The sequence below is a fragment of the Eubacterium ruminantium genome (assembly GCF_900167085.1).
Lineage (GTDB): Bacteria > Bacillota > Clostridia > Lachnospirales > Lachnospiraceae > Eubacterium_Q > Eubacterium_Q ruminantium.
This window is the reverse complement of record NZ_FUXA01000013.1, coordinates 59,447-80,113: the sequence shown is the minus strand read 5'-3', so window position 1 is coordinate 80,113 and position 20,667 is coordinate 59,447. Positions and strand designations below refer to the sequence as shown.

General features: G+C 36.5%; 14 protein-coding genes. 13 read left to right on the top strand and 1 reads right to left on the bottom strand.

Annotation, left to right across the window (positions count from 1 at the left end; translation table 11 throughout):
* Positions 1-152 precede the first annotated feature (152 nt).
* Positions 153-980: a hypothetical protein gene (locus B5D25_RS10400; RefSeq protein ID WP_078787902.1), complete on the bottom strand. Its 828-nt coding sequence runs from the start codon at positions 978-980 to the stop codon at positions 153-155.
* Between the two features lie 379 nt (positions 981-1,359).
* Between B5D25_RS10400 and B5D25_RS10395 the strand changes: the two genes are divergently transcribed.
* The 13 genes from B5D25_RS10395 (at position 1,360) to B5D25_RS10335 (ending at position 20,605) form a co-directional block, all read left to right on the top strand.
* The gene (locus tag B5D25_RS10395) at positions 1,360-2,835 is read left to right on the top strand and encodes an ABC transporter substrate-binding protein (RefSeq protein WP_242870238.1); all 1,476 of its coding nucleotides are present in this window, start codon (positions 1,360-1,362) and stop codon (positions 2,833-2,835) included.
* A gap of 109 nt (positions 2,836-2,944) precedes the next feature.
* The gene (locus B5D25_RS10390) at positions 2,945-3,856 is read left to right on the top strand and encodes a carbohydrate ABC transporter permease (RefSeq protein ID WP_078787901.1); all 912 of its coding nucleotides are present in this window, start codon (positions 2,945-2,947) and stop codon (positions 3,854-3,856) included.
* A gap of 19 nt (positions 3,857-3,875) precedes the next feature.
* Positions 3,876-4,787: a carbohydrate ABC transporter permease gene (locus B5D25_RS10385; protein WP_078787900.1), complete on the top strand. Its 912-nt coding sequence runs from the start codon at positions 3,876-3,878 to the stop codon at positions 4,785-4,787.
* A 136-nt stretch (positions 4,788-4,923) separates the two neighbouring features.
* Positions 4,924-5,700 carry a YesL family protein gene (locus B5D25_RS10380; protein WP_078787899.1) on the top strand — a complete coding sequence of 259 codons (777 nt, stop codon included), beginning with the start codon at positions 4,924-4,926 and terminating at the stop codon, positions 5,698-5,700.
* 182 nt (positions 5,701-5,882) lie between these two features.
* Entirely contained in the window at positions 5,883-7,037 is a 1,155-nt protein-coding gene (locus B5D25_RS10375; RefSeq protein ID WP_078787898.1) for a hypothetical protein, read from the top strand.
* Positions 7,038-7,234: 197 nt separating this feature from the next.
* Positions 7,235-9,553, top strand: coding sequence for a hypothetical protein (locus B5D25_RS10370; protein WP_078787897.1), 2,319 nt, complete (start codon positions 7,235-7,237; stop codon positions 9,551-9,553).
* Between the two features lie 150 nt (positions 9,554-9,703).
* The gene (locus tag B5D25_RS10365) at positions 9,704-10,327 is read left to right on the top strand and encodes a DUF5662 family protein (protein WP_078787896.1); all 624 of its coding nucleotides are present in this window, start codon (positions 9,704-9,706) and stop codon (positions 10,325-10,327) included.
* 44 nt (positions 10,328-10,371) lie between these two features.
* Positions 10,372-13,881 carry a DNA polymerase III subunit alpha gene (locus B5D25_RS10360; RefSeq protein WP_078787903.1) on the top strand — a complete coding sequence of 1,170 codons (3,510 nt, stop codon included), beginning with the start codon at positions 10,372-10,374 and terminating at the stop codon, positions 13,879-13,881.
* On the top strand, positions 13,878-14,696 hold the full coding sequence (locus B5D25_RS10355) for a TrmH family RNA methyltransferase (protein WP_078787895.1): 819 nt from the start codon (positions 13,878-13,880) through the stop codon (positions 14,694-14,696). Before B5D25_RS10360 ends, B5D25_RS10355 begins: the two co-directional genes overlap by 4 nt.
* A gap of 154 nt (positions 14,697-14,850) precedes the next feature.
* Positions 14,851-17,250 (top strand): ABC transporter permease, encoded by a 2,400-nt coding sequence (locus B5D25_RS10350; RefSeq protein WP_078787894.1) that lies wholly within the window; start codon positions 14,851-14,853, stop codon positions 17,248-17,250.
* Positions 17,251-17,580: 330 nt separating this feature from the next.
* A complete protein-coding gene (locus B5D25_RS10345; protein ID WP_078787893.1) occupies positions 17,581-18,360 on the top strand; it encodes an ABC transporter ATP-binding protein in 780 nt (259 codons plus the stop codon).
* Between the two features lie 72 nt (positions 18,361-18,432).
* Positions 18,433-19,095 carry a response regulator transcription factor gene (locus tag B5D25_RS10340; RefSeq protein WP_078787892.1) on the top strand — a complete coding sequence of 221 codons (663 nt, stop codon included), beginning with the start codon at positions 18,433-18,435 and terminating at the stop codon, positions 19,093-19,095.
* Positions 19,096-19,105: 10 nt separating this feature from the next.
* Complete coding sequence (locus B5D25_RS10335; protein WP_078787891.1) at positions 19,106-20,605, top strand: HAMP domain-containing sensor histidine kinase; 1,500 nt, start codon at positions 19,106-19,108, stop codon at positions 20,603-20,605.
* Positions 20,606-20,667: the final 62 nt, after the last annotated feature.

The following is a 20,667-nucleotide window of genomic DNA, read 5'->3' as shown; positions in this document are numbered from 1 at the left end:
AAGCATAACATAATCCATTAGATATATATTTGTCTCTAGGAATGAAAAAGCTTCAAGCAAAATGTTCCCGAAAGAAGTATTACATTAACGATTGAAGGAACATTTTGCTTGAGGCCCATTAAATCCAGTACTTATTTTATCCTCATGAACACTTACTTAAAGATATACTTAAGAAGCATATTCACCCTCTTGCGATTCTCACTCTTTCCACCCGCAACACAAAGATAAATCTTCTCATATCCCACATTCAACCCCTTTGCAAAAGCGGTATCGGAAATGTCGATACCAACAGGTATATTCTGCGGTCCGAGCTTTCTCAGAGCATCAGTAGTCGTTGAATCAAGAGCCTTTGTAGCTATAGATGGCTCAGTGTAATCTGATGAATAATAAAATCGATCCCTGAGGCTGTTGTAATTGTCCTCATCAAGAGTCGAATCAAGAGTATATATGACGCATAGAAGAGTGATATACTCCATTCCGCGCTGATCCGTGATTATAATGTCATAATAATCATCCGTGCTCTGCATTGTTAACGCATTTGCATGAGACGTGCTGTCACTGTGTCGGTTAACCTGCTCTTCGATGGTAACCTGAGAGTAGATATCCGATACCAGCTGATGGCCCTTTTTGATACCATTTGCTTCAGCAAAATCGAAAAATGGTTTGTCATTTACCTCAGTAGGATCAACAGGATTAAGTATTGCCGCTGAAATTATAAGCGGCCTTGTATTTTTGTAAATTACATATGAAAGTGATCCCAGGAAAAGAAGTAAACCTGCTGTGATTATCAGGTACCATTTATAGTATTCAACAAGATATTTGAATTTCTCCATTCCAGACATCTCGGCGAGCCTTTCTTTGAACTTGGCCTTGTTTTTCGCACGCCTTTCTTTTTTGGTTAAAAGCGCAGTTTCAAGTCTGTCTTCAGCCTCCTCCGAAACCTTTGGCTTTTCTTTGAATTCATCTAACATCTCTCTCATCTTTTGTATATCCTCACTAAAGAAATAATATGTGTTTCGACTATAATTTAAACATTATTTACAATGAAAGGCAAGTGGTTTAGGGCTAATTTCAAATATGCACAAAAAAAGATGTAAAAACAAGGTGGTTATTGTGTTATATTGATGTTGGTGTACTACGGTATAGTAAAAATGACTAAAAAATACCCCTAAAATAAAAAAAACACTTGCTAAATTGTCTAATATGTCATATAATCAGACTTGCATTGATGTTCAGGGATTGTCATTTGAATAAGTTTTATTCAATTGGCGTTAGTAATCTAGGGTTACTGATTATAAGAGATTTGAACTTTTATAATGACAACTTATTTAAGAACAATATTTAAAGGAGGTTTTTCTTGTGAAAAAGACTAAGAAAGCACTTGCTCTTTCACTCGCACTTGCTATGGGTATGTCACTTGCAGCATGTGGCAAAGAAAAGGAAGAGGAGAAAACAACAGCAGCACCAGCAACAGAGGCACCTGCAACAGAGGCACCAGCTTCTACAGAGGCAGGAACAGAAGCACCAGCAACAACAGAGGCACCACAGCCTACAGGAACACAGACAACACTTGATACATCTTCAGAAGGTAAAGTTCTTAACATTTACTGCTGGAATGATGAGTTTGCAAGCCGTTTAAGAGATCATTATCCAGGATATATGTGCGCAGACGCTAAGAACCCTCTTGGTGGCGGAACAATCGGTGATGTTACAGTTAAGTTTACACAGGTTCCATCTGATAACAATGCTTACCAGAACAACCTTGATGAGACTTTCCTTAACATGGAAAATGCATCAGCTGATGAAAAGCCTGATATGTTCCTTATGGAAGCAGATTATGCTCTTAAATATGTTCAGAGTGATTACACAATGAACGTTGCTGATCTTGGAATTACAGAAGCAGAAATAAGTAATCAGTATAAGTATACTCAGGATATGATGAGAGATGCTAATGGAAACCTTAAGGGTCTTTCATGGCAGGCATGTCCAGGTGTTCTTATCTACAATAGAAAGATCGCTAAAGAAGTATTCGGAAGTGATGATCCTGCAACAGTTCAGGAAAAGGTTAAGGATTGGGATACATATAATGCAACAGCTTCAGAGCTTAAGGAAGCTGGATATATGATGTCTTCAGCAGCAGTTGATTCATATCGTACATTCTCAAACAACGTATCTGGTAAGTGGGTACAGGATGACAAGATCGTTATCGATCCTAACATTGCTAAGTGGGCAGAAATGTCTAAGAAGCAGTTCGATGCTGGTGAGACAACAGCAGCTACTCTTTGGTCAGAGGACTGGAAGAAGGGCTTCTGGGAAGAGCCAGGTAACGTATTCTGTTACTTTGGACCAGCTTGGCTTATTAACTTCTGTATGAGTGCCGGTGAAGAAGGCGCAATCGCTACTAACGGTGGTTGGGGCGCTACAACAGGTCCTCAGGGATTCTTCTGGGGTGGTACATGGATCGCAGCTGTTCCTGGAACAGATAACCCAATTATCATCGCTGACATCATGAGACAGCTTACAACAAATGAAGAAATCATGACAAATATCGTTAAGGCTGATAGCGATTTCGTTAACAACAAGCCAGTTATGGAAGCAGCAGCTAAGGATGATTCATTCGGATTCCCAGTATTCGGTGGACAGAATCCACTTGGTATGTTCTGCGAAGGTGCTGAAAAGATTGACCTTTCAAACCTTTCACCATACGATCAGTCATGTAACGAAGAGTTCCAGACAGCTATGACAGATTACTTCAACGGAAACAGAACTTATGATGAAGCTATCGAAGCTTTCTATAAGGCTGTTGAGGAGAAGCATCCAGAGCTTTCACACTAATCAATAATTTTATCGCATAGGTGATAATTATCATTGCGTGTCTATGCGGGTTATATAGCCCAAAAGGCACGCAATGATTTTTTAAAGATTATGTATCGGAGGTGGCCGGATGAACTCAAAAAGCAAAAATATCGTTAAGTATAATCGTTGGGGATATATCTTTCTGATACCTTTTGTTGTGGTATTCATCATATTTCAGTTAGTTCCACTCGTTACAACGATATATAACAGCTTCTTTGAACACTACTTCGCTATGGGTGGTATAAAGGAAGTTGGACCAAAATACATTGGTTTTGAAAATTTCAAGACTATCTTTACTAAAGGCGACATAATGGTATACTTCAAAAATACCATGATCATGTGGGTTCTTGGTTTCATTCCACAGATTTTAGTCGCTATTCTTTTGGCATATTGGTTTGCTGATCCAAGTTTAAAGATCAAGGGAAGAGCCTTCTTCCAGTCAGTTATCTATATGCCAAACCTTATTATGGCATCTGCATTCGCAATGCTTTTCTTCTCGTTATTTGCACTTACAGGACCTATCAATGGTATGGCAAAGGGATTGGGACTCATAAAAGAGTCGTACGACTTTATGGCTAATACCGGATGGACGCGAGGCATTATAGCATTTATCAACTTCCTTATGTGGTTTGGTAATACAACTATACTCCTTCTTGCCGGTATGCTTGGTATTGATACTTCACTTTATGAGGCGGCCGAAGTTGACGGAGCAACATCTTCACAGGTGTTCTTCAAGATTACACTTCCTCTTCTCAGACCTATCCTTATCTATGTTATGATCACATCTCTTATCGGTGGTCTTCAGATGTTTGATGTTCCACAGATATTTACAAATGGATCAGGTGGTCCCGCAAGAACAACTATGACACTTATTATGTACTTAAATAAGAACCTCTTCAGTAAGAACTACGGTATCGGTGGTGCAATTTCGGTTGTAATGTTCCTGATTACCGGTGTACTGAGTATGATCGTATTTAGGTTCAATACAAAGAAAGATTAGGAAGGAGGAGAAGAGTTTAATGGATGGAAATAAAAATCCAAAATCAACAGACCTTAAGGTTGAAGATATTAAGCTTGATGATGATGTAAGATCTAAAGGTCTTAATGTACGTGCAAGAAGAACACTTGCATATATCGTACTGACATTTGTCTCTCTTCTTTGCCTTTTCTGGTTTTATATACTGTTTATTAATGCTACAAAGGCAAATGGTGAGTTCGGTAAAGGATTCACGTTGATTCCTAGCAATTATTTCTTTAAAAACTGGAATAACCTCATGCATAGCCCATTGCCGGTTACAAGAGGCCTTATCAACAGTTTATTTATTTCAGCAGGATCTTCTATCCTTTGCGTATATTTCTCAACAATGACAGCTTTCGCGATTCATGCATATGATTTTAAGCTTAAGAAAGTTATGTTTACAATTATCCTTGCAATCATGATGATTCCAACACAGGTTACTGCTCTTGGATTCCTCAAGCTTGTAAGAAATATGAAGTTGATGAACTCATTTATCCCACTCATTGTTCCGGCGATTGCAGCACCGGTTACATTCTTCTACATTAAGCAGTACATGGAAAGTTCGCTTCCTATGGAACTTCTTGAAGCAGCAAGAATCGATGGTTCGGGAGAAGTTAGAATATTTAATGGTATTGCATTACCACTTATGAAACCTGCTATAGCTGTTCAGATGATCTTCTCATTTGTCGGAAGCTGGAATAACTACTTCACTCCGGCCCTTATCCTTAAGGAAGACAAGAAGAAGACATTACCTATACTTATTGCTACACTTCGTTCTGCAGACTTCCTGAAGTTTGATATGGGACAGGTTTATATGATGATTGCTTTTTCAATCTTCCCTGTAATCTTCGTATATGTCTTCCTTGCTAAGAACATCGTGTCAGGAATGACAGTAGGTGCTGTAAAGGGTTAATGGGTCTAAAATGTATGCTATTAAAAGCATATTTTACAGATTATATTGATTCGATCAGTTATGGTTGGATGATTATTAACTGCCGACAGGTTTTATATCTGTCGGCAGTATTATAAATTAGATATGGATTTTATTTATGGCTAAAACAGAGATTAAAAAGAATTCTAAGAAATCATCAAATTCTGTATCAACAAAGAGTAAAAATGTTGAAGATTCAAGGGCAGTATCAGATGTGAAAAAATCCCAGGTGACAGGACAGACGGAAAATCCGGAACCGGTTAATCTTACAGCAGGGCAAAAGTTCTTTATTGCTATGGATAAATTCGGTGATTTTTTTATACTGAATATTTTATTTTTTATTTGTTGTATCCCTATAGTGACCATTGGAGCATCGGTGACAGCACTATATACAGTCCTTATTAAGATGGTTAAGAATCAGGAAGGCGTTGCCAGAAGAGACTTCTTTAAAGCATTTAAAAGGAATTTTAAACCGGCAACATTTGTGTGGCTTGTTATTATGGTTGTAGGTGCTGCTATTTATTTGCAATATGCTTATGTTGTGAGTTTTAAGAATCAGACGGCATCATTCTTACTTATCATTCTTGCTTTTGAAATGATGATCGTTTCGATGGTAGTACCACTTGTTTTTCCACTTGTGGCAAGATACACAAATACAACATTTAATTATTTTAAAAATGCATTTATCATTTCCATAACGAATGTAAAAGAGTGGCTTGTTATATTATTACATATTTTACTTCCACTATTGATATATTATGTTAACCCGAGAATGTTTCTTTATACATGTATTTTGTGGGCTACAATTTTATATTCTATTTTTACATATTCTAAGAGTATTGTTATGTGGAAGATTTTCGATAGGCTTGAAAATCCCGATAATGATAGTAAGTAAAAAAGTCTTAAGACATTGTCTTAGGACTTTTTCTTTTTGAACATTCTTAATTCACAAAAAAGATGTTTATTTTTGATAGTGATTTTATTATAATGGTTAATAGTTTGTGAGTACGTGAGGCGTTGCTTACAGGATACTTCGGAGTTATAGAAGTATTAATAAGATTTACATGGAGGAACCAAATGACCAGAGGTTTTAAAAAGTTTGCTGCGGGTATGATGATTCTTGCACTTGGTATGTCATCACTTGCTGCATGCGGTAAGAAGAAAGATAATAATAACACAGAAAATACAGCATCAACAGCTACACCTTCAGAAGCAACAACAACTGAGGAGAAGATTGATCTTACACCTATATATACAGAGGAACAGGCTCATGCATTAGAGGTAATGAAAGTCGGCGATGAAGTTATACATTTTGATACAATGATGATATATCTCATCATGGCATATAACTCATATCAGGTTACTGAAGATGCTATTCCAACATTAAAAGAGATGACTAAGCGTCAGACTGTTTCGAATATAAGAGAAGCATGGAGCATTTATAAAGTTCTTACAGAGGAAAATTTTGAGGTTTCAACTGATGATCTGAATCAGGCAAGACAGTATGCGGAAGCATTTATTAGCTCAGGCCATGATGTACTTAAAAAGTACGGTGTCTCAAATGATACTGTTATAGCAGAGTTTGAAAGACAGATGAAGGTTGAAAAGTACAAACTCGCTAAGAAAGATGAGATGGTCAAAGCTAAGGCTGAAGAAGTTTCAAAGGAATATAATGATAAGAGATTCTACAAGTTATATACAATTGTATTTCCGATTGTAGAAGTTGATGAAAAGAATCAGCCTAAGGTTAATGCAAAGGGTGAGTTTGCAACTCTTTCAGATGCAGATAAGGTAAATATGAAGGAGCAGGCCGAGAAGGCTCGTCAGGAAATCATTGATGGAGCTAATTATCTTCAGGTTGTAAATAAGTATGGCGTTGATAAATATTCGGATGCTTGTTCTTCATATGAAGGTTTCGGTTTACAGAATGGCGGAACAGATACATTTGATCATTTAAAGAATGGCGATGTTACAGATATTTCAGAAAATGAAGTAGGTTATTTCTTCTACGTAATGACTAATGATAATGATGAGGAGTTAAAGAAGGAATATATTACATGTCTTTCTGATAATGCTGTTTCTTCCGATTACAATAAGAATCTTAAAGAGTGGAAGAATTCAATCCCTGTTGATGATGAGAAGGATATAATCGGAACAACATGGGAAGATTTTGATACAGGAGCAGTTGGTGAGGATCTTCTTAAAATCGGATTCTTCTCTGTTCAGAAGTAAATTAAGATATTTGACCTCTTTATCGTTTATGACGATAAAGAGGTTTTTTATTATGAAAATGACTTAATGAAATATTAAGGGAATAAATAGATACACATCCTGGCTGATATATTAAAATATTTAAAAAGTATGAGATTTTATATTGGTGAAAATGTTCTAAAGATAATACTTTTTCGGAATAATAAGGAGAATAAGTAATGGACGATAATATACATAATATGAAGAATATCGGCACAGAACCGGAAGAACAAAATAAAGTAGTTAATAAGAACGCCGGCAAGGATTTGGACAACCGGGATGAAGCAGCTGATAAGAACATCAGCGAGGATTTGGACAACCGGGATGAAGCAGCTGATAAGAACATCGGCGAGGTTTTGGTCGAGCAGGATGAAGCGGTTAATAAGAACGCCGGCAAGGATTCGGATAAGCAGGGTAAAGAAACTAAGAAGAATCGTATGGTCATAAGTAAGGCCGCTTTGTTGATGATTGCTTTTTGTGCTATAGGCGGCTGTCTGATCGTGTTGCTTACAGGGGGGCTTAGGAGAAGTAAAGGTAATAGAAGTAAAAATGTAAATGTAAAAGATGAAGCTAAGCAATCTGAAAGCAATGACAGCATTATTATAAAAAATATGGAATATGATGCCGATGAACTGATTGTTGATCTGGAAGTGAAATTTGATAACGATGTAGACCTTGAAAAGCTTGATAAAAATATCAAAGAGTATATGGAAAGCATGAAATATAATTACACAACATCATCAAAGCGTTGGGCGTTCCATCCGGATGAATATTACAAGGTAGTATATGATTCTGAATCGGAATGCTTTACTGAATTTGGTGAGCCGAAATTTAATGAGATTAAAGGTATTTATGCTTCCGCAAGTATAGATAGAGAACAAACAAATTCATTTATCATTGAGGGTATAGATTATAAAATAGAAGATGGTAAACTCGACCTGAAATTATCAATTTATAATGTTGACGGAAAGATAAATTGGTCAATTAAACCGGATAATAAGCTACCGGGGATGGCTTCTCCGAACGATGGTGCAGTGAAAAAAATTGATGATAATGAGTATCCTGGAATTGAGGTGGCTGTTGACAAAGAATCTGTAGAAGCAAAGCGTGTAAAAGAGGATCTTGATAAAGCGACTAAAAAGGAAAAATCAAATAATATTGAGATAGTTCTGGTATTCGGTGATCCGGTGAATAAAAAACTCTTAGTAAAAGCGGATATTTTAGACGAACTTGAAAGGAGTGGTAATAAAAGGACGGAAAAGATGCCAATCAATCTTTATGCTGAGAAAGAATTATATGGTATGAGAGCCTGGGTTGATATTAACCGGTATCATGTGGGAACAAATGGCATAAGATTCTATGGAAGAGCAAATTCGAACATTTGTCAGTATGATTATCCAAGTCCGGAAATGAGGAAAGATAATACCTGCGGCTTCTCAAGTAATATTAATCTTCGTGCATGGGATGATCGTGGCAATTCCTATTTGATTTATGAAAGATCTTTATCTGATGAGTATCTGCGTTATTACGGAGGGGATAATGTTGCCGACAACACCAGGGATTATTTCGATGAAAGTGGCAGAATTGTTATGTTTTCATTGGGAGATGGACTGTTTAAGATGCAAAACGGATTTTTACAGAACTGGGATCCTGAAATGAAAAAGATAGCTGTAGTATTGGAGGAGGAAACTTATGTACAGCATGGTGACGATTATATTGTTGCTCAAAGTCAGGTTGAAGAGCCTATATACCGTAATTTAACTGAACCTATAGTTTTTGATGTGAAAACCGGAGAGATTCTTGAGGGTGAAATATTAGAAGATCCGGGACGTCCTTCTTATGTTTATAATAATGAAGCAGCATTAGCAGATGAAGAAGGTCTTGATAATGATATATTTGAGAAATGGTCAAAATACATCATGAAAGAAAAAGTATTTCACTGTAATGCTATAGATGAGGGTATTGCTTACAATATTTTAACTGAAAAAGCTGATTGCAATGCAGATGTTGAACTTAATAATCTGAGTTTTGTCGGTTCGTATATTTCGGAAGCGCCAGTTGATAAAGTTACAGATACAAATGTATCTGATATTTCGGGAAATATCAGAGTGGGATTTACTTTGAAGTTCAAAAAGGGTACAGATTTAACAAAGGTGTTATCAGGGCTTGAAGGAAGATATAAAAATAATCATAACTGGATAGAACAGTATGATCGTAAAGAGTTCTTTTATCCAATGACAAATACAGAAGGAATATGCGCTAAAGCATATTATTCCGATTATTATTTTATGCCTTGTAAAGGTGTAAATTACAGAGTGGATGGCAATAGTATATATCTTGAAATGGATATTCATACAGAAATTACTCCGGGTGAATTGTATGAAAAATCTCATTATCTTGTGATAAGACTTGGCGTGGCAGGGGATTCCCTCGAAGAGTATAACCTTGTATTATCTATTCCGCAGAAATTCTATGATGAATATTTAAAGACTGAATAATGGACTACGGGTAGATTTATGGTTTTACAAAGTTTGTTTTAGTGTTAAAATGCTTGTAGTGATTTATCTTTTTTGAGGAAGAAATATATCCTGATAAAATAATTTTTTTTTCGTATGATTCTATAATAACGGAAAATAAAAAGGTGAAGTATGAATAAGACTAAGATAAAAAAATATGCATCTAATTTCAAGAACCACTTATCGACAATAAATCGACACAGAGAAGAAGTCAGAAAAAACTGTTTCAGGTGCGGACTTTATAAACAGGGACTTCTCCACGATCTTTCTAAATATTCATGGACTGAATTTTCACAAGGAGTCAAATATTTCCAGGGAGACAGAAGTCCGAATGATGCAGAAAGAGAAGAGAAGGGTTATACATCGGCCTGGCTTCATCATAAAGGTAGAAATAAACATCATCTGGAATACTGGATTGATTATGATAATAACAAAAGTGATAAAGGCTTACAGGGCATGAGGATGCCTGATAATTATATAATTGAAATGTTTTGTGACAGAGTTGCGGCCAGTAAGATTTATCAAGGCGACAAATATACTGATGCGTCGCCGAGGGATTATTATTTAAGAGGTCGTGACAGATATGTTCTGCATCCGTATGCAAGAAAGAAACTGGAATTATTGCTTAATATGCTTGTGGATAAAGGTGAGGATTATACCTTTAGATATGCGGCAAGATGGGTGAAAGCCTATAAAAAACGTGTGAAGTGCTGCGGCGGAATTTGTTGTAAAAAATGCAGCAACAAAAATAAGTGACAGAATACTATATTCATGAAAATGATAACGACAGGATAATTGATATGAATTTTACACATTTACATGTTCATACCGGATACAGTCTGTTGGATGGATCAGCTAATATTCCTGAGCTTGTTAAAAGAGCTAAGGAACTTGGAATGGATTCTCTTGCGATAACAGATCATGGAGTCATGTATGGCGCAATAGACTTTTATAAAGAATGTAAGAAGCAGGGGATAAAACCTATTATCGGCTGTGAAGTTTATGTTGCGCCAAATTCAAGATTTGACAGAGAAGTCGGAAGTGAAGATGAAAGATATTATCATTTGATACTTCTGGCCGAGACCAATCAGGGATATAGTAATCTTTCCAAGATAGTCACAAGAGGTTTCACGGAAGGATATTATTATAAACCTCGTGTGGATAAGGAAGTCCTGAAAGAGTTTCATGAAGGCATCATTTGTACTTCGGCCTGTCTTCAGGGTGAAGTGGCATTTTATCTGAGAAAAGGTTTTTATGATAAAGCTAAGGAAGCTGCGCTTTCTTATGTGGAGATTTTCGGGAAAGGTAATTTCTTCTTGGAACTTCAGGATCATGATATGGAAGAGGATCAGATTGTAAATGCAGGACTGATGAGAATGTCCAAGGAACTGGATCTTCCGCTTATATGTACAAATGATTCTCATTATATTTACAAAGAAGACTGGAAGGCACATGATATCCTTCTTTGTATCCAGACAGGTAAGAAGATGTCTGATCCTGACAGAATGCGTTATTCCGAAGGACAGTTTTATCTGAAATCTCCTGAGGAAATGTATGAAAAATTCAAATATGCAGCTGAAGCGCTTGAGAATACACATAAGATCGCTGAAAGATGTAATGTTGAGATTGTGTTCGGTGAGCAGAAGATTCCGAAATACGATGTTCCGGAAGGATATACTGCATTTACATATCTTGAAAAACTTTGTATGGACGGTATTAAGGAGAGGTATTCTCCTGTTACCGACGAACTGAAAGAGCGATTAAAATACGAATTAAATGTTATCAATAATATGGGCTATGTTGACTATTTCCTTATTGTTTGGGATTTCATCAACTATGCGAAGGAAAATGGAATTTCGGTTGGACCGGGAAGAGGTTCGGCAGCGGGTTCTATTGTTTCGTATTGCCTTAAGATAACCAATATAGATCCTATCAAGTATAGTCTTATTTTTGAGCGTTTCCTTAATCCGGAACGTGTAACCATGCCCGATATAGATATTGATTTCTGTTACGAGAGACGTCAGGAAGTTATCAATTATGTATCCCGTAAATACGGCCCTGAGAAGGTTGTGCAGATAGTTACTTTCGGTACGCTTGCTGCACGTAACTGTATAAGAGATATAGGACGTGTGCTTGATCTTCCTTATAATCTGTGTGACAGTGTTGCCAAATCCATTCCTATGGAAATAGGTATGAATATTGATAAGGCACTTCACAGCAGTCCGGATTTTAAGAAATTTTATGATACAAATGAAGATGTTAAATTCATGGTTGAGATTGCCAGAAAACTTGAAGGTCTTCCGAGACACGCTTCAATGCATGCGGCGGGAGTGGTGATCGGCCGTGAACCTATAGAAGAATTTGTTCCTCTCTGTAAAAACGGAGATGCTGTAACAACTCAGTATAATATGACAACCATTGAAGAACTTGGTCTCCTAAAAATGGACTTTTTGGGACTTAGAACTTTGACGGTTATCAGAGATACTTTAAGAAGTATAGAAAGAAGAACCGGTAAAAAGATAGATATAGATAATATACCTCAGGACGACAGTAAGGTTTATGACCTTATTTCAGCAGGCAAATGCGAAGGTGTATTCCAGCTCGAGTCTTCAGGTATGAGGAATTTCATGAAAGAGCTTAAGCCTCATTCCATGGAAGATATAATAGCCGGCATTTCACTTTACCGACCGGGTCCTATGGATTTTATTCCTCAGTATATCTCAGGAAAACAGCATCCTGAAAATATCAAATACGATCATCCTGCATTGGAGAAGATACTCAGCCCGACATATGGCTGTATAGTTTATCAGGAGCAGGTTATGCAGATCGTTATGGAGCTTGCCGGTTATTCTCTTGGACGTTCGGATCTTGTGCGAAGAGCCATGTCCAAGAAAAAAGCTGATGTCATGATGAAGGAAAGGGAATATTTTATCTTCGGAAATGAAGAGATGGGTGTTCCGGGATGTATCAATAATGGCATTTCGGAGGAAATTGCCAATAAGATATTTGATGAAATGACGGACTTTGCAAAGTATGCATTTAATAAGTCTCATGCAGCGGCTTATGCGGTTGTTGCATATCAGACAGCATATCTTAAATGCTACTATCCTTATGATTTCATGGCAGCTCTCATGACTTCCGTTAAAGATAATACAAAGAAACTTGCTACTTATATAGATGCATGCAGAAAAGGAAATATCAAACTTCTTCCACCTGATGTGAATAAGGGAGAAGGGGATTTCTCGGTATCTGATAATGCAGTAAGATACGGACTTTCAGCAATCAAATCAATAGGAATAGGTGTTGTAAATTCTATCCTTAGAGAAAGAGCTGAAAATGGTCTCTTTAAAGATCTGAAAGATTTTATAGAGAGAATGACAGGAAAAGATGTAAATAAAAAATCTGTCGAGAATTTCATAAGAGCAGGTGCATTTGATGGATTTAATGTTAAAAGAAGTCAGATGATGGCGGTTTATTCGGGACTTATGGAAAATGCTTCAAGAGAAATGAAGAGCCGCATTACAGGCCAGATGAATCTTATGGATTTCCTTGGAGGAGCTGACTCTGGCGCAGGCGGTGAGGAATCAGACAGTGGTTTTGATTCTGCATTTGGAGTCAGTTATCCTGATATACCTGAATTCTCTAAAGAAGAGATGCTTTCCGGAGAGAAAGAAATACTCGGAATATACGTCAGCGGTCATCCGCTTGATGAATATAAAGATGTCATAGATAAAAGCAAAACTGCAGTCAGTCTGGATTTCTTTATGGATGAAGAGACGGGGCAGACCGGTGTGATGGATAATCATGATTACTATCTATGCGGTATTGTTGATTCTGTGACAACAAAGATAACCAAAAACAATGAAAACATGGCTTTTCTTACACTTTTGGATACTCTCGGAACCGTTGAAGTTATTGTGTTTCCAAGGGTTTTTGAGACATACAGAAGACTCATTTATTCAGGAAGTAAAGTTATAATCAAAGGACGGGCACAGATAACTGAAGAGGAAGGAAAGCTTATTGCCTCGGAGATTAAGAATCTTGATGAACTTGGCAAAGAACAGCTTCAGAGGTCGAAGGAAGTATGGGTACTTTTTGAAAACCTTGATGATTATAAGGAAAATGAGCAAAGTCTAAATCAGCTTCTTATGGACTATAAAGGTTTTGCAAATGTCAATGTTCAGCTTAGAGAAGAGAAAAGTATGAAGAGGCTTGGAATCAAAGTTGATCCATCGAGTGGAGTTGTAGATGCACTTAAATTGGAATATGGTATTGACAGGGTTATAGCGAGGGATATTAAGAAAAAATGATTACATCTATTTCAAATGACAAGATCAAATTCATGGAGAAGCTTAGAAAAAGTGCCTCATTTCGAAGAGAAAACGGCTTATATATAGTCGAAGGCATGAGGATGGTTAAGGAAATCCCTAAGGGACGTATTAACAGTATCTATTATACAGAGAGAGCATTTGAAAGATATCGCGAAAAGTTTGAGGTTCTTCTGGATATGTATAAAGATATCTGTGAAGAAGTTTCGGAAAGCTGCATGAATAAAATGTGCGATACCGAGACACCCCAGGGAATCATTGCCTCTGTAAAAATGAAACATTATTCCTTGGAGGATATAATCAGAGATAAGAAGGCTGAGGAAAAAGGGGAGAAGGTCCCAAAGCCATTTATTCTTGTCCTGGAAAGACTTCAGGATCCGGGTAATCTCGGAACAATCATTAGGTCGGCTGAAGCAACCGGTGTTACGGGAATTGTTGTCAGCGGTGACTCGGCGGATATATATAATCCGAAAGTTATCAGATCTACCATGGGCGCTATCTTCAGAGTGAAGATTTATATTTCGGATGAAATAATTCATGATATAGCAGCCATCAAGAAGAATGGTATCAAAGTATATGCCATGCATCTTGACGGTGCGGAATTTTATAATAAGGATTTCACAGCGCCATCGGCATTTCTTATAGGAAATGAAGGAAACGGACTTTCGCCTGAAGCAGGAAGAGAAGCTGATGATATGATAAGAATCCCTATGATGGGTAAGGTGGAATCGCTTAATGCTGCAATCTCAGCATCTGTAGTTTCATATGAAGTATTAAGACAGCGTATCAAAAAATAAATCAAAACCATTTTGATGGATAAATGATATTTATTACCCCTTTTACCGATAAAAAAAACGGTGAAAGGGGTTTTTAATGTTTTTTTAACAATTGGTATTTTATAGTATATCCAAGATGAATATTTATCAAAAAAGATAAAGCGAGGATAGGATTATGAATTTTAAAGTGCTAAAGAAAGATCTGAAAAAGAAAAAGAGCATAAATATAATAATTGTAATATTTGTATTTATGGCAACACTTTTTATTTCCAGCAGTGTTAATTATCTTATTGTATCTGTGAAGGGAATAGATGATTTTGTCAAAGCGGCAGAACTTCCTGACTATTTGATCTTTTCAATCGGGCAGATGAAAGCTGAAATATCTGACGTTGACAAAAGAGGAATCGAATTCCTGGAAAAGGAAAAAGAAAAAGGTGTTATTGAGTCATTTTCCTTTGATATGGGAGTATATGCTTCCGCAGATAATTTTGAGACGGTAGACGGAAATAGTATTGATATTAAAAATGTTGCATGTCTCTTTAATACTCCGGATATTAAACAGTCGGTATTATTCGATATGGATGATAAGAAGATAACTGAAGTTGAAGACGGATATGTATATGTAAATTATAAAGCTATTGTAGAATCTGATAAGATAAATATCGGGGATAAGATCGTTTATAAAAATAACAAGGGATTCAGAAAGGAATTCATTGTTAAGGGCGGACTTAAAGATGCTGTATTCGGTTCTGATATGATGGGAAATTACAGATTTGTGATCAGTGAAAAAGACCTCAAAGAAATCCTTGATTCCGAGGGCGCAGCATATGCAGGAATAATAGGAGTAAAAACAAATGATGTTGACAAACTCACGGCTGACTTAAACAAATCATCGGTAGCATATGTATTTTCAGCTGATAGGGGTTTGATAAAGACAACTTATATAATGGATATGATTGTTGGAGTGCTGCTTCTTCTTATAAGTCTTTTGCTGGTAATAATTTCAGTATTCATTCTCAGATTTACAATAATATTTACTATAAATGAAGCCGGTAAAGAGATAGGCATCATGAAGGCCATAGGTATCAAGGACAGAAGGATAAGAAGTCTCTATATATCAAAATATGCACTGCTTTCATTCGTCGGAGCAATATTTGGATTTGTTCTCAGTATCTATGTAAGCAATGCTTTATTAAAAAGCATCATGCAGAATATTGTTATAAAAAATAAAAATACGAATATTCTGATCATGCTGGCAACAACAGTTTTAATGCTTTTGATCATTATATTTTCAGCATTCAGAAGCACAAAAAAAGTAAAGAAAATGAAACCACTGGATGCAATCAGAAAAGGTTTCGATAATAATAAAGGCGTCAAAAAAGGATTTCTCAGGCTTAGAAATAAGAAGAGCAGCGTTACTTCATTTCTCGCTCTAAATGATATCCTGAAAGGTCTTAGAAAATTTATAATTCCTATATTTACAACAATAGTAGGAATCTGGCTTATCATAATGCCGACCAATACTATCAACACACTTGATTCGGACAGGATAGTTCCTGTATTTGCGATTCAGAATTCGGACATTATTGTCAGTGATAATGAGTATTTCTTGAATCTTGCATATTATAAGAATAAAGACTTTGTCATGGAAGGAATGAAAAAAGTCGAGGATGCTCTTTCCAAAAATGGCATCAAGGTCGAAAGATCCTTCATGGAGATCATTTACAGACTGAATATCAGAAAAGGCGAAAAGTTATATAATTCCATGTCATTTCAGGGGATCAACACCCATACGGATGAATATACTTATTTGAAGGGGACGGCTCCAAAGTATAAAAATGAAGTGGCTATAACGAGAATGATTGCTGACAAGCTGGACGCAAAGATCGGTGATACAGTTTATATTTATACGGGAGTTGAAGAAAAACCATATATCATTACAGGCATTTTCCAGTCTTTCAGTAATATGGGAGAAGGCATAAGATTTCATGAAGATGAAGACATTTCAATGGATTTTTACTCGTCAGCATTTGGCTATCAGATGAATCTTGAAGGAGATGTCAGTATAGATGAAGTCCGTGATATTTTGAAAAAAGAACTTCCATATAATACGGAAGTTAAATCAATAAAAGGCTTTGTAAGAGATCAGATCGGAGGCGTTATTGAAAAGCTCGCTGCATATAAGATAATGGTAATAGTTATTGTTATTTTCATCAGTGTAATGGTCATAGTCCTTATGCAGAGAACATTTCTTATAAGAGAGGAATCAGAAATCGCAACACTTAAATCTGTAGGTATTAACAACAAAAAGCTTGTAGTATGGCAGACCAAGAGGATGGCGATGGTTATTATAATCGGAACCATTATAGGGATTTTAAGTTCAGGTTTCTTCACAAGGATAACAAGCGGACAGCTCTTTAAAATGATGGGCGCATACAGCATTAAATTTGTTATTAATCCTTGGGAGATATATATCATTTATCCTATTGCTCTCGTGGTCTCATGCATCATAGCCTGCATGATGGCCAGCAGAAGAGTACGAAAAGTTGATATACGAAATATGAATGTGGATTAAATATCCATTGTAAATCCCAAAGCCGTCGTTAAATAATATATAGCAGTATCAAATAAATGTGACGGCTGCTAAATAATATATAGCAGTATCAAATAAATGCGACGGCTGCTAAATAATATAGCAGTACCAAATAAATGCGACGGCTGCTAAATAATATAGCAGTATCAAATAAATGCGACGGCTGCGGATTAAAATATAAAATAACGTGATGACTGTAGATTGAAAAATATAATTAAACACCACGGCTGTAAATTTTTTTACGGGTGGAAAATAAGAAGCATTAAAAATATTAGATCGGTATATAAGTAACAAACCAAAGGAGGAAATGATATGGCAGCACTTAAAGTTAAAGATTTATGCAAGACATATGAAGTAAATAAAAGACAGATAAATGTACTTAAAAATGTTTCGTTTAATATAGATGATGGTGAAATGGTTGCAATAATGGGACCATCAGGATCCGGCAAATCAACACTTCTTTACTCTGTTTCCGGAATGGACAGAGCAACAGCGGGTAGTGTTAAGTTCGATAATGAAGAGATAGCAGATATGTCAGAGAAGAATCTTGCCGACTACCGTCTTGTTAAAATGGGATTTATATTTCAGCAGATGAATATGCTGAAGAATCTTACAGTATATGACAATATAATACTTCCGGGATATGAAGCCGGTGGTAAAAAGAATAGAAAAATAGTAGATGAGCGCGCAAAGGAATTGATGAGAAAGATGGAAATATCCGAAATAGCGGATAATGATATTACTGAAATATCAGGTGGTCAGCTTCAGAGAGCATGCATTTGCAGAAGTCTTATCAATAACCCGGGAATCCTTTTTGCGGATGAACCTACAGGGGCTCTCAACAGAAATTCTTCCGAAGAAGTTATGAGGATGATGATTAAGCTGAACAGCGAAGGAATGACCATAATGATGGTAACTCATGATATGAAAAGTGCAGCAAAATGCAGTAGAATTTTATATATAGTTGATGGTAATATTAAAGGAGAATTGGAGCTCGGAAAGGTGGAATCTCCAAAGGGCGATATTACCGAAGCTGAGATGAAGAAAAGAGAAAAAACAGTCAATAACTGGCTTGTTGAAATGGGTTGGTAATCGTAAATCGATTACTTGCAGCAAAAGTCTTATGGAAGAAGATATAAAGATACTTTAAAGAGGGAGGCAAAGATGGCTGACATTCTTATAGTTGAAGACAATGAAGAAATAGGTATTTTGCTTCAGGATTTCTTTACGGTGGAAGGTTATGATGTTTATCATGCTTTATCCGGAGAAGAGGCTCTGTCTATATTTGAAGAGGACGGGGCTAAAGTAGTTATTCTTGATATAATGCTTCCGGGTGTTGACGGTTTTGAAGTTTGCCGCAGGATAAGAGAAAATAGCGACGTTCCCATACTGATAGTCAGCGCAAAAGGAACGAAGGATGATAAAATGAACGGCCTTATCCTGGGTGCTGATGATTATATCGAGAAACCGTATGATATAGATATTTTGCTTGCTAAGGTAGCGGGCATTATGAAAAGAAGATACGGATCTGATGACATAACTATCGGTAATATAAAGCTTGATAAAGTGAAACGTAAAGTATTTGTGGATCAGAAGGAAGTTCCGGTCAATAAAACAGAATTTTCACTACTTTTATATATGATGGAAAACAGAGGCAAGACTCTTGATAAAAATGCACTGTTCAATCATGTCTGGGGAATGGACAGTGAAAGTGAAGCACAGACACTTACGGTTCATATAAAGTGGCTTAGAGAAAAACTTGAAACAGATCCGAAGAATCCTCTTCACATAAAGACGGTATGGGGAGTAGGCTACAGGTTCGAATAGGGGCGGACTTATGAATGTAAAAAAGCTGGTAACATGCTTTATCTTAATGATGGTCATCATTGTCGGAATGAATATATTTATAATAAAGAAAATGTTTCCGGCGGAAGATGATTCTTATATCGTAGAATTAAACAGAGTAGAGCAGCTGATAAATGAATATGAGATGAAATATAACGCGGCGGCAGAGAATCTGTCGACGCTTTCATCTGTGGATGAAAGCGTGGCTTTCAGATATATATTACGCGTCGAATCAAAAGACAGTAAATCCATAGATAATAGTTTAAATGAAGATCTTGATTTCAGTAACGGAGAAAAATGCATTTATTATTTCACTGACGATTATATTTATAAAATTGTCTATATCGAAAGAACTATAAATGTCAGACGGGATAATATTAAAAAAATAATCATTATGGTTGATCTACTCATTATTTTTACCGGAATTATCATGGCCGGAATTATTCTCATGATTGACAGAAAATATGTTATGCCATTTAGAAGGATTGAAGATCTTCCGGTTGAAATAGCAAAAGGAAATCTTACAAAACCGCTGAAAATCCATACTGACAAAAGTCTTGGTAAGTTTAACTGGGGCATGAATATGCTTCGTGAAAAATATGAAAAAACTAAGGCGGAGAATCTTAGGAATGAGAGAGATAAAAAAGTCCTTCTGATGTCGCTTTCACATGATATCAAGACCCCGTTAAATGCAATCAGCCTTTATGCAAAAGCAATCAGTAAGGGCGTTTATAAAGAAGATAAAGTTATATCATCCGCAGATGCAATAGGCGAAAAAGTTTCCGAGATAGAAGGATATATGAAGAGGATAGTTGCTGCCTCAAATGAAGACATTATTGAATTTGAAGTTGAAAATACCGAAATCTATCTTAGAGATCTGTTCCATGAAATTGATGATTATTATCATGACAAAATGAAGCTTGAAGGCATTGATTTTAATATCGGCAATTACAAAAATACTCTTATCAGAGGCGACAAAGACAGACTTGTGGAAGTATTCCAAAATGTAATAGAAAATGCAATCAAATACGGAGATAAAAATAAGATAGATATTGCTGTTTCCGAGGAAGAGTATTCCGTGGAGGTTGCGATAAGGAATACCGGATGTATGTTGAAAAAGTCAGAGATCGGAAATATATTCGAAAGCTTTTACAGAGGAACCAATACAGGAACCCGTGAAGGCAGCGGCCTTGGCTTATACATTTGCAGAAAACTTTTGCATAAAATGGACGGAGAGATTTATGCAGAGATAGTTGACAGTTCAGGTGATAAATCCGATGGAGCAATTGGAAGAATCGATGGGTTGAATAGAAGAGCTGACGGATCCGGTGAAAGAATTGATGAATCGAATGAGAGAGCTGACGAATCTCTTGGAAGAGCTGACGAATCTCTTGGAAGAACTGACGAATCTCTTGGAAGAGCTGATGGATCCGTTGGAAAAGATGAGGTTTCAAAAGATATGTGCATAAGGATTGAACTGCTGAAATGTTGATAAATTAGCGTGATTTTTGTAGGTGCAACTATAAGTTGACGAAAAAGTTAGCTTTCGTTGGT